This is a genomic window from Photorhabdus thracensis, assembly GCF_001010285.1.
GTDB classification, from domain to species: Bacteria; Pseudomonadota; Gammaproteobacteria; order Enterobacterales; family Enterobacteriaceae; genus Photorhabdus; species Photorhabdus temperata.
In genome coordinates this window covers 975,507-990,786 of record NZ_CP011104.1, presented here as the reverse complement: position 1 = coordinate 990,786, position 15,280 = coordinate 975,507, and the positions used below count along the sequence as shown (strand labels likewise).

Sequence of the window (15,280 nt, the reverse complement as noted above, 5' to 3'; positions counted from 1 at the left end):
TTTATAATTCCAAAGTGTCAAGTCTTGAATCCCTATCAACCAAACATCGTTCTAATTTCTAATTGGGCACAACATTTGATAACAGACACTAATATAGTGATACGTTTATATGCTTAATTAAGATAAAAGAATGATATAGAAATAATTCGATTGATATTTGTCACGGAGATGGATAATTAAGTTTATTATTAAAACATGATGAGACGGAATATCACTTGATATGAATCGCCCTGATTTTCCAACAAGTGATGAAACATAATTCCATCCTGCAACGGCGAAAGCCCATAAATATCCTGAACGTTCTGGATCTCTCCCATTATCTGGTTGATATTTCGTCAATGTCAGACTGATTTATTTCAGTCAGTAGCAACATTTCTGGTGTAATGCGTTCGATATCCTCGGTAATTTGTTGCCAAAGTTTTTGCAGGAGAGTAGAAAACAGTGGGAAAACATCCAAACATTTAATTTCATCCATAATATATCCCATTGAGGATTAGCTATTAATGATTTCGTCTCATTATAGAACTTGAAGGAATTCTTTATTATTGCAGGTGATAAACTAACTTAAAATTTCTTTCACTATTTTAAATGCGTTCAAAATTGAATTTTTCAGCTTTAACAAGCACAACATCGATATGTAAACTAATTGTATAGTTTTATTATTTTCTGGATAAATTTTCTCTGCCTTTATGATTTCCTTACTCTGTAAAAAAAGCCTATTTACGTTCTCATTAAAACTATTTCTTCTGTTTACTACTTTTCGTACTTTTAATTTTCTTTTCTAAGTTACTTCCCACGCTACCGCCCTCCTGGTTCTTTAGGATAAATCTTGTCAATATTAAAATCGAAAAAATCAACACTACAATAAATTAAAAAATTATAGTAATTTATTAATATTAAATATATATCATGTCAATTGAAATTATAATGTTCTTTGATTTTGATACTGTTTTTCTCATTAAAATATTTCAAAACAAATAAATAGACTCAGTTTATTAAATTGTTATTTTGGTTTAATTATTACATGTATTTATTTTTTAATTTTAACAAAATATTAATATTTGTTTTATTATGATTAATATTGTAAACAACCAGTAAGCTTGAGGTAACTTCGGCCAGAAACGGGTCGAGTTAGCTTTTGATCCACTCTGCCCAGGCAGTGCACTTTCAACTTGTCATTCCAATGAAGGTGTCAGACCTTCCATTACCGTATTAAAATTATCTTTATCAAGCTTATGTTGAGTATTCATGGCTCCTTTATATATGACAGGAAGTGTAAACTTACGTTAAACCACACCAAACCTGATTAAATAACCGAACAAGATGAAACAGACGAAGAGAACAATTAACGTCTATTTATAGCAATCTGATATGCTGTGACACATTTAATGATATTTAAAACCCACCGTGGGTCGGCTGGTAAATAAGTTCTCACGCATATTGATTTAATGCAACACTTTACTGGATTAAATATAATATCGAAAATCTTTAAAATTAATTTAACTGATTGTATTTAAAGGTTAAATTAAAAATTTCGAATTGTAATTAAAGTGTATTTTCGTACTTGTCCTATTTTTCAAACTATTATTTTGAGCAGTAAAATTCTGATTAGTCAGAAAAACTAAAATATAGGTGTAATTAAAGGACTAATTATGATTTTCATCATGATTAATCTGAAATAGTTATATTAGTTATCGATTTGTTAGATTTTAAAGTGTTTATTGCAACCACAAATCAATATATTCTTAACATTGTGTTTTTTATTTAGTATTTTTTTTAATATTTTGCTTTCTATAGGCGGGAATTTTAATCATGAAAGATAAGTACAATGATGTCATTTCATCAAATTAATTTTAATGGAAATGCAGAATGGTTATGAACAAACCTTAGTCATAAAGGAGATAAATTCAATAAGTAACAAATGCTCATTTGGCATACAGCGGTGAAACTTAATCACCTGATTTAACAACCCTGTTTATTCTTTCAGCATAAACAGGGATACTTTGCATAAGAATAATCATAAGTTATATGAAATCTATGCAAAATATCCGCCCCGTTTAACACTGAGTTATTAAATGGCTTATCAGAAACAACTAGAGCTCAGAATCTCTATGCGCCTGATTAATAATGGCTTTTGCCATCCATTTAGTGATTTCAATAACCTGCTCGTCATCCATATTCCAAATATCTTTCATTACCAGAAAGACTTCAGAGCCATAAATCAGAGAAAAAGAACGAATAACATTTTCCAAAGTCTCCGGTGGAAAATGCCCTTTTAGTGGTTCAACCACCATTGCAAGGATCTCCTTACGATGCCCGCGTACCAGTTTCTTTTCCTGCTTATCCGCGGATAAATCGCGCCCATGAGCCCATTGCTGTAAAGAAACCAACAGAGCCGCCCGCAATGCACCTTCATGTTGAAACATTCGGGGATAGGCAAAATCCAACAGCTCAATAATCCGCTCTTCGGTTTTTTCACTGGAAGGTTTCCAGGTGAGAATTGGCCCAAGGCTGGCACCAACAATTGCGTCAATTAAATCGCTTTGGGTCGGAAAATAGCGGTATGCCGTTGCTCTGGAAACACCAGCATACTGCGCCAATTCGGAAACCGAAGGTATCGCTCTCTGCTCAAAAAGTTCCAGTGCAGCATTTATCAACAATGCATACGTTTTTTTCCGGGTCCCGGTAAAGTGAGGTTTAGTATTCGAATCCATCATTGCCACAACTCTTTCACAATAAAAATCTCTAGATAAAGCTTATGGTTAAAATTCTTTTTCGCTATCGTCACTCTACTTAACTATCTACAAAACACCCAAATTGATTCAATTTATTTATGGGTAAAATGAGATGATAGTCTCAATTTGGTAATATAATAGTGATACTAGAGTCTCATCTTGTCTATAATCTATCCATGAGTTAGTAGTCAGCACCAGGGAAGTATTCATAATTATAATGAAAAAAAGCCAAGGCTATGTCTATATCGCCACTATTTTTGATACCAAGAGCGCAGAAATCTTCTACGTCAGGGATCTGATAGAAAAAGCTGGCCTTGCTGTTCGTACTGTGGATTTAACTACTAAATCTGGCCCGCTCGAAAGAGGTGCGGACATCACTGCATTAACAGTAGCAGAGCATCATCCACAAGGCAAAGATGCCGTTTTCTGTGGTGATCGGGGGAAAGCAATTTCCGCAATGTCAGCCGCTTTTAATATTTTTTTATCAAGACAAACTGATGTTTTAGCGATTCTAGGTCTGGGGGGATCCTGCGGGACAGCACTGATTACACCCGCAATGCAATCTTTGCCTGTAGGTATACCAAAACTGATGGTTTCTACTATGGCCTCCGGTGATGTTTCAGGTTATGTTGGTGTCAGTGATATTGCCATGCTCTATTCAGTCACTGATGTATCTGGTCTTAACCGTATCTCCCGTCAGGTATTGAAAAATGCGGCTAACCAAATTGCAGGTGCAGTTTATTTCTACCAAGAGAACAATGTTGAAGATAAGCCAGCTATCGGTCTGACAATGTTTGGTGTCACAACACCTTGCATACAGTTACTGACCAAAGAGCTGGATAATCAGTATGATTGTCTGGTTTTCCATGCAACCGGCAGCGGCGGCAAAACAATGGAAAAACTGGCTGAAAGCCGTCTGCTGAATAGCCTGTTGGATATCACTACAACCGAAGTCTGTGATTATCTGTTTGGTGGTGTTCTGGCCTGTGATGCAGACCGTTTGGGTGCGATAGCCCGGACACAAATACCTTATATTGGCTCTTGCGGCGCGTTGGATATGGTAAATTTCGGGCATCTGAATACTATCCCGGAACGCTACAAATACCGGCAATTTTACCGCCACAATTCTCAGGTAACATTAATGCGCACCGTACCAGAAGAGAACCGTCAAATGGGGATTTGGATTGCTGAAAAGCTTAATCTGTGCGAAGGAAAAGTAAAATTTATTATTCCTGAAGGCGGTTTTTCCGCTCTGGACATTGAAGGTGGCCCCTTCTGGAATCCTGATGCGACTCAGGCCTTTATTAACGCTTTTGAGTCTGCATTTATAGAAACGAAAAACAGACAACTAATTAAAAGCCCTCATCACGTGAATTCACCTGAATTCTGCCAACAGGTGATTAGCGAATACCAGCAGATGATGATGGCTTAAGTTGTGATTCAACACAAACAACCACTGAAGCAGGAGCAAGTATTAATGGGTCTGACCAGCAACGATAATACCGGTTCAGAAGCAGTACTGACACTGAAAGATTGTATACAACTAATTAATGACTAGGCAAAAAGTTGTCAAAACAGTGCATTCTGATGCTATTGTTCTATTAGTCACAACTTCTTACGGTACATCTGTCGGGATGTTGTACTAAATAAGGCAGTCAGGTGCTCGTGTTCTAAAGGGAAGCCATAAGAACTTCCTGTTAATAACCTTGCTGTAAGATGTTGGGAGTTAACAAACTAAATTAAAACATAAATACACCTGCTTTGTTTTCTTCCTTTTCGGAGCTTATCTCCGTCAACACCAGGCTCCTGCGGCACCCACCGCAGGAGTTTTTTTATGAATAAACGGGCAGCAGATTAAAACTTGATAAGATATGAGCAGTGACATTCAATACGCCAAACAGCAAAATCAAGCCGATCATCGCATTGCCACCCCAAACCCGATAGGCTGGGCTACCAAACCGTTTACGGGATGCTCTGGCGAGTAAAGCGGGAACGATAGCAGCCCAAACTGTCGCAGCAAGGCCAGCGAAGCCAATCGCATAGATAAAACCATTCGGGTAAATCATCCCACCAACCATTGGCGGAAAAAACGTCACCAGTGCGGTTTTAAAACGTCCCAGTTTGGTATCATCAAATTTGAACAAGTCAGCCAAGTAATCGAACAGTCCCAGCGTGACACCAAGAAATGAGCTGGCAACGGCAAAGTTAGAAAAAAGTGTCAGCAATAAATTTAGTGTTGAACTATTTAAGCCTCCACTTAATGACTGAACCAGAACATCAATATTTCCCCCTTGTTCCGCAATTTTAATAAAACTTGACCGGGGAATATTTCCCATTGTTCCAATCAACCAGACCAGATAAAGAACTAACGCCATTAACGTCCCAATAAACAGACATTTCTTTATTTTTTGTGGTTCTTTTCCATAATATTTCATCAGGCTAGGAACATTGCCATGATATCCAAAAGAAGCCAGACAGAAAGGTAAGGTTGCTAATACATAAGGCCAATAAGTCGGATTAATCTCAGCGGTATTAAATAAAACAGCAGGTTTAACGTTATAAATCAAGCCTCCAAAAGTCATAAAGAAAGTTAATATTTTGGCACCAAGAATAATAGAGGTTATCCGGCTGACCGCCTTCGTACTTAACCAGACAATAAACGCAACGGCAAAAGCAAACAAAAAACCGGCAAGTCGCGGCGAAAAATCTATCGACATTTCCTGCATGACATGCTGAATAATCGATCCACTGGCAGAAATATAAGCATAAGTCAGTATATATAAAACAAAAGCAATCGTAATACCATTAATGATATTCCAGCCATCGCCTAAAAGATCTTTTGTTATAGTCCCGAAACTTGAGCCAACCCGATAATTAAGATTGGCCTCCAATATCATTAACCCTGAGTGCAGCATGCAAAACCAGGTAAACACCAAAGCAGCGATTGACCAGTAAAACCATGCTCCTGACATTACAACAGGTAAGGAAAACATGCCTGCGCCAATAATCGTTCCGCCAATGATCATTGCGCCGCCAAGTAAAGAGGGAGACGATTTTTTTATCGGTAAAGTAGCCATGTGCGTGATCCTCGCGTGGCTTTATAATATACGAAATAAAATTTGGGATGCTTTCAGATAGAAGCACCCCGTTTTTTATTATTTAACTGGCTTTAATCTTGCAACAAAATGCCGTAATACTGAAGGCTCATAAGTAAACGTTAATCCTCTAATTTGAGTTGCTCTCTCTTTCAGCGAAATAAAAGCCTCAGCAATATAATCCATATGATCATTGGTATATACCCGGCGAGGAATAGTTAAACGCAACAGTTCCATTGGTGATTCTTTTTGCTTTCCTGTTTTCGGATCACGACCTAACAATAAAGAGCCAATTTCGACACTTCTTATTCCCGCATCCAGATACAGTTCATTATTCAATGCGTGAGCAGGAAACTGCTCCCCTGGAATATGCGGCAATAATAATTTAGCATCAACGAATACAGCATGGCCACCAGTTGGGTACTGAATCGGAATACCTGCATCCCTTAATCTGTTACCTAAATAAGCCACCTGATTAATACGATATGCCAGATAATCTTCATTCATACCCTCTTCAAGACCAATTGCCAGAGCCTCCATATCGCGCCCGGCAAGACCACCGTAAGTGACAAACCCTTCCATTGGCACACAGCGGGTACGCACTTCGTTAAATAGATCTTCATCATCACGGAAACAGCAAAGACCACCAATATTGACCATCGGGTCTTTTTTAGCTGACATTGTCAGCATATCACCATATTGATACATCTCCCTGACAATCTCTTTGACTGATTTATTCTCATAGCCTTTTTCTCTTTGCTTAATAAACCAGGCATTTTCACAAAAACGGGCGGAATCAATCACCACAGGAATATCGTATTGCTTCGCAATCTCATACACAGACTTCATATTAGCGATAGAGACAGGTTGACCACCAGAACTATTACAAGTCACAGTGGTGATAATTGCCACAATATTATCAGCACCCTGTTCGGCAATCGTTTTTTTCAATTCATCAATATCAAAATCGCCTTTCCAATCGTAATACGTCGTTGTATCAAAGGCTTTTGGCGTAACAACGTTAATCGCTTTCGCACCATTTAATTCAACATGGGCAGCCGTGGTATCAAAATGGAAATTAGAAATGAAGACCGGATGTGTTGCGCCCCCTTGCGCTTTTTTGCGGGCAATTAATGATGGGAATAAAATTTGTTCTGCGCCACGACCTTGATGAGTTGGAATAGTATATTGATAGCCAATCAGCGCATTAACTTTATCACATAAATGATAATAGTTACGGGAACCCGCATAAGCCTCATCACCCATCATCATTCCCGCCCACTGTCGATCACTCATTGCACCTGTACCGGAATCTGTCAGCAAATCAATATAAACAGCGTCACTTGGTAACAGGAATGGATTATATCCAGCTTCTTCTAATGCTTTTTCACGTTCCGCACGCGTAGTCATACGGATATTTTCTACCATTTTAATACGGAAAGGTTCTGGAATACGTTTCATGAATATTTTATCCAATAATTGTCTATACTACGTAATTCAGGAAAAATCCTGAAAAATACACAAAAATACGCCACAATAAATGCAGTGATTAAAAATAAAGATTTAATTAAAGATACAATTAGAGGAATTAATTAGGGAAATAGTTAGAAATACGGTGATCGACATTAAACCATGCCTGTATATTACAAGAACAAATAAGATGATAATGTAAAGATATAGAAGTCATATAATGAATTTATTCCACAGTTAAAACCCGTCACTAAGATATAGATAATATTTAAATTATCTGTGACCAATCACGCAAAAAATAAAAATCATAAAAAATAGAAATTTATATACACTCAAGTAAATCGATTATATACCTAAGAAAAAACCGTTAATAAACATCGTATAAAAATCAATGAAAAAAATATAACAACACAATTAAACCAAATCAATAAAACAACACATTAAAATAATAAGAATATTTTTATAAAAATAAAAACCATACAGAAATCAAAGAAACCTCATCCTTCAAGGTTGGTAAGAAAATAAAACATTTTTCTTACTAATGATTAATTTCTGCATTTCTTATATGGCAATTACTACGAAAAACAGAGCTGTTCATAGAGTGAAAAATACTTATATAATAGAAAAAATATCGCAGAGCTAAAGAATAACGTATGAGCCAACATAAACCCTATTGGAATCGTATGGTCCCAGAACTGACCGTCACTGATTTTTCTCGATCTCTGGATTTTTATCAAAGAATCCTCGGCTTCCGATTACTTATTCGCCGAGATGCCCCAGATTTCGCCTATCTAGAATTAGGCGAAGCACAGCTAATGCTTGAAGCACTACATGATGATGGCTGGAATATTGCCTCACTAAATTATCCTCTGGGAAGAGGTGTGAATTTTCAAATTGAAGTTGATGATTTAACTCCTCTGCTTAACAACTTAAAAGCTAATGGCATAAAACTATACCGAGAAGTTAAAGACAATCATTACCGTATTGATGAAATACTGGCCTGCCAAAGAGAATTCCTAGTGCAAGATCCCGATGGCTATCTGCTACGTTTCAGCCAATTCATGGAAAACATAACGACATATTGAACGGTATATTCTTTTATGCCTGACCGTTCCTTCACTTTTTTTGACGCATAAATACTATTATGACGCTGAAAAACATAAACAATATACCAATAAACACATTTCTTGTTATTGGTTAATTATAGTTAAGTTTAGTAAGTCGTTTTAATTACCTAAATCTAAAACCAACTAATGTAGATTATTTTCATTAGCTTAAATAAGATACCTAGAGTTTAATTTATTTATAAAAACCCGCCCTTATTAAAGGGCGGAATAGAAATAGAATTCTGCATAACACAATAGCTGTGCCATCTGAAAATCAATTAATCCAAGCCTAGATTAATTATTTATTCTTAAATACAACAGGGGTTGATTGATCAGGAGTAAAATTATTAGGACTATCAGAACCAATAAGACATGTCGTAGTGTGGGATGAAAAAATAACACATTTTATTGCGCATATAGGGAAATGTGGCTTTAATACACAAGCATAGATAGAGGCAGAAAAAGTAGAAAAAAAAGTCAACATCAAAATTGTCATTATTAACCGACGCTGTAATCTATTTATCATCATATCACCTCGTTAAATGGTATATTTTTATTTCCATATATTTTACTCCTGTAACTGATTATAGAACAAGATTTAACCAAATAAGTTCTTTTATCTTTTCGTTGATGAGTCATTTAAGTTTTAATGAGGAAATAAAGTTATTTAGATAAATTAAACTTTAAATATCAACCAAACGCAAAAATATAGGCATTATTGGGAAAATTTATCCAAACATAAAAAATAATAATCTCTAACTGTACCAATCTATATATTAGCATTAATTATATGAAAAAATTACCAAGACAATTAAATAAAACATGTAGAATTTTCCACTCCCTCTATTGTCAGATAATGATCTACTTGATACAGCACCGAAATTATTCACGAATCGACCTGATATCTCAGCAGTCAGGTGCCATAACCAACATTCAGATACAGACAAATTGAAAAATAGCATTCACCTTTTTATTCTTATCCTCTCTCTGTTAACAGATGAATAAACCATGTACAATGCATGAATATTTTCTGAGTACGCCGCATCTCAAGAAACTATTTATTTTACCTTTTTTAATAAGCAGGTTTTTCAAATGCATCAAACTGATGTTACGGAGCGTTCGCTCTTTTCTCTAAGCTGGCCGATTTTTATTGATATTCTCCTCCATCTGGCCACTTTATTAATTAACACTTATATGGTGAGCCATGTTTCTACTTCTTACCTGGCTGCTATGGCTGTAGGTAATCAGGTCTTTGACCTGTTTATCACTATTTTCAGCTTTATCAGTGTCGGTTGCAGTGTTGTTATTGCGCAATACATTGGTGCCGGCAAACAGGGTAAGGCCAGTCAGGCGATCCATATTGCTATCGCATTCAACTTTTTACTTGGGTTTAGTTGTGCGCTGGTTACCATCTTCTTCGGCTATAAGATCTTGCATATCATGAATATGCCAGAACACCTGATGAAAGATGGTTTCGGCTATCTGCACATTCTGGGGATCTGCCTGATCCCGGAAGCCATTTCGATTATCCTGGCGACTTGTTTACGGGTTTATGGAAAATCCAAGCCGGCAATGTATGTCACGCTGATTGCTAACTTGCTGACGGTGCTGGGTAATATGATCGTCCTGTATGGTTTCTTTGGATTGCCTCAATATGGTCTGGAAGGTGTTGCCTGGTCTACCGTCTTTGGCCGGATTGTTGCTGTTATCCTGTTATTCTGTCTGCTAAGTTATGGCCTGCGGATTAAATTTAAACTGACAGGTTTCCTGCTCTGGTCAAAAAGTATATTGGGCAAAATTTTACATATCGGTTTACCCGCTGCGGGCGAAAACATGGTGTGGGTCCTGCAATATATGGCTGCCATAGCATTCATTGGATTGATGGGTGAAATTCCACTGGCAGCACAAACACTCTATTTCCAACTATCACTATTTGTCATGTTGTTTGGTATTGCCACCAGCATCGGTAATGAAATTATGGTTGGCCATCTGGTCGGTGCCAAACGGTTTGAAGATGCTTATATTCGTGGCTTTAATAGCCTGAAAATTGGCTGTATCGTGACTGTGGGTGTTGTCGCTGCCTTCTGGCTGTTCAGAGTACCGATTCTGCATTTCCTGACACAAGATGAATCCATCATCAAACTACTGTTGCCATTATTCTTGCTGTCTGTTTTTCTGGAGCCAGTCCGTACCGCCAATATTATTATGGTGAACGCATTGCGCGCTTCCGGTGATGCCCGTTTCCCGCTATATACTGCAATGTTCTTTATGTGGTGTGTTGCTATTCCAGTAGGGTATTTCCTTGGCATCAAGATGGAAATGGGGATCTTAGGTATTTGGATCGGTTTCTTCTGTGATGAATGGCTACGTGGATTAGTTAATACTTGGCGTTGGAAATCTAAAAAATGGCAAACAAAGCGATTAGATCTTTAATCAACAGATTGTTGATGATTGAAATATTCGCCTAATCCCAACACTGAGGTTCCCTTTATCGGGAGCCTCAGTGTTGTATCTCTCCCAATTGATGATCTTATACCCTCTGTATATATGAAAGACACCTTTCCTATACTTGAATAAATAATGATAAAAGATATTGACCAGGAGGGTAATGTTTAATAATCCCCTTAAATACATTGATTTTTGATTATTTCGTTTACAATCAAGGTAACACAATTAATTAGCAAAAACCGCCGTAAACCCTTGCCCAGTGCGAGGGTGTCGCAAAAGTTAACCCTTATCAGCTAATATCAGTTAAGCTCTGGGTTAATATTCTAAACGAGACCTTATATGACTAAATTCCTACGGCAACTGACACCTTCCGTTCATACCGGGCGTCAGTTTGTCACCGCTCAGCACCTCACTGTACTGAAGGGAACTCTTTCCCTCCATGACTATTTGAAGCCAGTGGGGGAACGCACTGCATTTATTGTCTCCGATATCCTTGATGAGCAGGATTGGGCCCCTTTCGAACGCGATTACGCCTCATCCGGTAGAGCACCGTATTCCCCACGTTCCATGATGGGCATTCTGCTTGATGGGCTCATGAAAGGGAGCCGTTCTCTCAGAGGACTTGAACGGCTGGCACGTCTGGATTTGGGATGTCTCTTTGTCAGTCATGGCATGACACCTGAGCACGCCAGCCTTGGACGTTTCATCTATCAACATCAATCCACGCTGACGGGCTCGTTTTTTGAAGGGGGAGCTTCATCCGTATTACATCACAGTCAATCCGGTTGTACGCAGGCGAAAAAGGGCAGAAAAATTAAACGTTACCGGGAAGATGAAGCGCGGGATAAACTGCGTTCACGTATGACCAAACCGGAGTCAAAGCGGATATTGAGTCAACGAAAAGTCATGGTAGAACCGGTATTTTCTGCCTTACGGGGTATCCAGGGACTGGAGCGTTTTCGGCGCAGAGGTTTATCGGCAGTCAGAGTGGAATTTACCTTGCACGCCATAGCGTATAACTTATCAAAGGCCGTTGCCCTGATATTATGGGCTATTTTTAGCCTGTCTGGGTTGTCAGTTCCAATAACAGGCGATAAATCTCTGTGGGTTTATTGTCAATGCTGGCCTTTTGCGACACCCTCTTTAGGCGGGGAGCAGTCACAAACATAATACGCTTTATGATACTATGGATAATGATAACCTCAGGTAGTTTATAACTCATCAATGCAGTGGGTTCTCCGCGATACCCAGGAATGTTTTGAATGAAAAACGAGCCGGGCTATGAAAGCAATTTCGCCTGATTCGTCAAGGCGTTATTGCATCAGAAGTAAAGCAATGTCGTCATTCAAAAAAATAAGGAGAAGACCGATGCAAGTTAGCAGAAGAGCTTTCTTCAAGATCTGCGCAGGTGGTATGGCGGGAACAACAGTCGCCGCGCTAGGATTTGCTCCTGCCATTGCGCTGGCTGAAACTCGTCAGTACAAATTACTGCGCTCGCGTGAAATTCGTAATAACTGCACTTATTGTTCCGTTGGCTGTGGCATTCTGATGTACAGCCTGGGTGATGGTGCGAAAAACGTTAAAGAAAGCATTTTTCATATCGAAGGTGATCCGGATCATCCGGTCAGCCGGGGTTCTCTGTGCCCGAAAGGGGCTGGAGTGCTCGATTATATTCGCAGTAAAAACCGCCTTCATTATCCCGAATACCGCGCTCCGGGTTCTGATAAATGGCAACGCATCAGTTGGGATCAAGCGATTGAACGTATTGCCCGTCTGATGAAAGATGACCGTGATGCCAACTTTGTTGAGAAGAATGAAAACAATGTCACTGTCAACCGCTGGCTGACAACGGGTATGCTCTGCTCCTCCGCTGCCAGTAACGAAACCGGTATTCTCGATCAGAAATTCACCCGCGCAATGGGCATGATCGCCATTGATTGTCAGGCGCGCCTCTGCCACGGCCCGACGGTATCGGCCCTGGGGCCAACATTTGGCCGTGGTGCTATGACCAACAACTGGGTCGATATCAAAAACGCTAACGTTGTTTTGATCATGGGCGGAAACGCCGCTGAAGCGCATCCGGTAGGTTTTAAATGGGTGATTGAAGCAAAAATCAAAAACAATGCTCAAGTGATTGTGGTTGATCCGCGTTTCAATCGCAGTGCCGCCGTAGCTGATTTTTACGCACCGATCCGTGCTGGCTCAGATACTGCGTTCTTACTGGGTGTGATCCGCTATTTGATGCTCAACAACAAAATCCAGTCTGAGTATGTTAAGGCTTACACCAATGCGGGTTTGATTGTTCGTGAAGATTATCAGTTTACAGACGGTTTATTCAGCGGCTTTGATCAAGCCACCAAAAGCTATGACAGATCTTCATGGCATTACGAAACCGATGAACAAGGTTATGCCAAACGGGATGACACCTTGTCTCATCCACGCTGTGTATGGAACTTGTTGAAAAATCACGTTGAACGTTATACCCCGGAACAGGTTTCTAATCTGTGTGGGACTTCAAAAGAGGATTTCCTCTATATCTGTTCTCAACTGGCAAGTACCTCGGTCACTAACCGCACTGCAACCATTCTCTATGCACTGGGCTGGACTCACCACACCGGTGGTGCTCAGATTATTCGTGCCGCTGCAATGGTTCAGTTACTGTTAGGTAACGTGGGAATGCCGGGCGGCGGTGTTAACGCATTGCGCGGTCACTCCAATATTCAGGGCTACAGTGACCTTGGTTTGTTGTCGCTTAACCTGCCCGGTTATCTGCCTCTGCCGAGCGAAAAACAGGAGAACCTGGCAACCTATCTGGCGCAAACCACACCGAAAACCCTGGTACCAAATCAGGTTAATTACTGGAAAAATACACCAAACTTCTTTATCAGCTTGTTAAAAGGTTTCTGGGGCGAACACGCCACAGCAGAAAATGACTGGGGTTACGACTGGCTGCCTAAATGGGATAAAAGCTACGATATCCTGACTCAGGCCGAATTAATGACTCAAGGCAAAATGAACGGCTACATCGTTCAGGGTTTTAATCCGCTGGCGGCGTTCCCGGATAAAAATAAATCAAGCAGAGCACTATCAAAACTGAAATATCTGGTGGTGATCGATCCACTGGTCACAGAATCATCTAACTTCTGGCAGCACCACGGTGAGATGAATGATGTGAGTCCGGCTGATATTCAAACCGAAGTTTTCCGCCTGCCCTCTTCCTGTTTTGCCGAGGAAAATGGATCGATTGCTAACTCAGGTCGCTGGCTGCAATGGCACTGGGCAGGTGCTCATCCACCGGGAGAAGCCCTGCACGACGGTAAAATTCTTGGCAAGCTGCTGATGCGTCTGCGTGAACTCTACCGTGAAGAAGGTGGTGCTTATGCCGATCCTATTATGAATCTGTCGTGGGATTACCAAAATCCTGAAGATCCGGCACCGGAAGAGATTGCCCGTGAAGCTAACGGTAAGGCATTAGCGGATATTAAAGACGAAAACGGCAATATCATGCTGAAAAAAGGTCAGCAACTTTCCGGTTTCTCTCAACTGAGAGATGATGGTTCCACATCCAGTTTCTGTTGGGTCTACACCGGTTGCTGGACCGAACAAGGCAATCAGATGGCCCGCCGTGATAACTCAGATCCATCTGGTTTGGGCTGTACTCCGGGCTGGGCGTGGTCATGGCCACAAAACCGCCGGGTGCTCTACAACCGCGCGTCGGTTGATCCACAAGGCAAACCGTGGGATCCGAACCGTGAGCTGATCAAATGGGATGGCAGCAAATGGCGTGGCTTTGATGTTGTTGATTACAGCAATGCCGCGCCGGGAACTCATGTCGGGCCGTTTATCATGCAGCCAGAAGGGGTAGCCCGCCTGTTTTCCATTGATAAAATGGCTGACGGGCCATTCCCTGAACATTACGAGCCGATTGAATCACCTATCGGTACCAATCCACTCCATCCGAATGTGATCTCCAACCCGGTTGCCCGCATCTTTCATGCCGATGTTGCTTATATGGGAGAAGCAAATGAATTCCCTTATGTCGCAACAACTTATTCCATTACCGAACTGTTCCGTCACTGGACAAAACACGCTCAGCTTAATGCCGTGGTTCAGCCCGAACAATTTATTGAAATCGGTGAAAAGCTGGCGGCAGAAAAAGGCATTATTCAGGGAGATGAAGTCAAAGTTTCTTCCAAACGCGGTTTTATCAAAGCCAAAGCGGTTGTCACCAAACGAATTCAGCAACTGACCATTAACGGTAAGCAAGTTGAAACCATTGGTATTCCTTGCCATTGGGGTTTCACCGGGGCTGCCCGGAAAGGTTTTCTGGCAAACACTCTCACACCTTCCGTGGGTGATGCCAACGCGCATACACCAGAATACAAAGCGTTTCTGGTGAATGTGGAAAAGGTCTAACAGGAGCGAA

General features: G+C 40.2%; 11 protein-coding genes. 6 read left to right on the top strand and 5 right to left on the bottom strand.

Annotated elements, in window-relative coordinates:
- Positions 1-316 precede the first annotated feature (316 nt).
- On the bottom strand, positions 317-475 hold the full coding sequence (locus VY86_RS24485; RefSeq protein ID WP_158019903.1) for a hypothetical protein: 159 nt from the start codon (positions 473-475) through the stop codon (positions 317-319).
- Between the two features lie 1,618 nt (positions 476-2,093).
- A complete protein-coding gene (locus VY86_RS04125) occupies positions 2,094-2,717 on the bottom strand; it encodes a TetR/AcrR family transcriptional regulator (RefSeq protein ID WP_046974039.1) in 624 nt (207 codons plus the stop codon).
- Positions 2,718-2,952: 235 nt separating this feature from the next.
- Between VY86_RS04125 and VY86_RS04120 the strand changes: the two genes are divergently transcribed.
- On the top strand, positions 2,953-4,167 hold the full coding sequence (locus tag VY86_RS04120; RefSeq protein WP_046974038.1) for a Tm-1-like ATP-binding domain-containing protein: 1,215 nt from the start codon (positions 2,953-2,955) through the stop codon (positions 4,165-4,167).
- 3 nt (positions 4,168-4,170) lie between these two features.
- Entirely contained in the window at positions 4,171-4,293 is a 123-nt protein-coding gene (locus tag VY86_RS26160) for a hypothetical protein (RefSeq protein ID WP_274521080.1), read from the top strand.
- A gap of 274 nt (positions 4,294-4,567) precedes the next feature.
- Here the strand turns inward: VY86_RS26160 and mtr are convergent, their stop codons facing one another.
- The 3 genes from mtr to tnaC all read right to left on the bottom strand — a co-directional run bounded on the left by mtr (position 4,568) and on the right by tnaC (position 7,517).
- A complete protein-coding gene (mtr, locus tag VY86_RS04115) occupies positions 4,568-5,812 on the bottom strand; it encodes a tryptophan permease (RefSeq protein ID WP_046974037.1) in 1,245 nt (414 codons plus the stop codon).
- Between the two features lie 78 nt (positions 5,813-5,890).
- The gene (gene tnaA, locus VY86_RS04110) at positions 5,891-7,291 is read right to left on the bottom strand and encodes a tryptophanase (RefSeq protein ID WP_046974036.1); all 1,401 of its coding nucleotides are present in this window, start codon (positions 7,289-7,291) and stop codon (positions 5,891-5,893) included.
- A 127-nt stretch (positions 7,292-7,418) separates the two neighbouring features.
- Positions 7,419-7,517, bottom strand: a complete 99-nt coding sequence (tnaC, locus tag VY86_RS22995) for a tryptophanase leader peptide (protein WP_071880979.1) — start codon at positions 7,515-7,517, stop codon at positions 7,419-7,421.
- A gap of 436 nt (positions 7,518-7,953) precedes the next feature.
- Here tnaC and VY86_RS04105 point away from each other — a divergent pair, with 436 nt between their 5' ends.
- The 4 genes from VY86_RS04105 to fdnG all read left to right on the top strand — a co-directional run bounded on the left by VY86_RS04105 (position 7,954) and on the right by fdnG (position 15,270).
- Positions 7,954-8,385 carry a bleomycin resistance protein gene (locus VY86_RS04105; protein ID WP_046974035.1) on the top strand — a complete coding sequence of 144 codons (432 nt, stop codon included), beginning with the start codon at positions 7,954-7,956 and terminating at the stop codon, positions 8,383-8,385.
- 1,113 nt (positions 8,386-9,498) lie between these two features.
- The gene (locus VY86_RS04100) at positions 9,499-10,839 is read left to right on the top strand and encodes an MATE family efflux transporter (protein WP_046974034.1); all 1,341 of its coding nucleotides are present in this window, start codon (positions 9,499-9,501) and stop codon (positions 10,837-10,839) included.
- A 354-nt stretch (positions 10,840-11,193) separates the two neighbouring features.
- A complete protein-coding gene (locus tag VY86_RS22990; RefSeq protein WP_071880978.1) occupies positions 11,194-12,024 on the top strand; it encodes a transposase in 831 nt (276 codons plus the stop codon).
- A 198-nt stretch (positions 12,025-12,222) separates the two neighbouring features.
- Positions 12,223-15,270, top strand: a complete 3,048-nt coding sequence (gene fdnG / locus VY86_RS04090) for a formate dehydrogenase-N subunit alpha (RefSeq protein WP_071880977.1) — start codon at positions 12,223-12,225, stop codon at positions 15,268-15,270.
- The last annotated feature ends 10 nt before the right edge of the window (positions 15,271-15,280 follow it).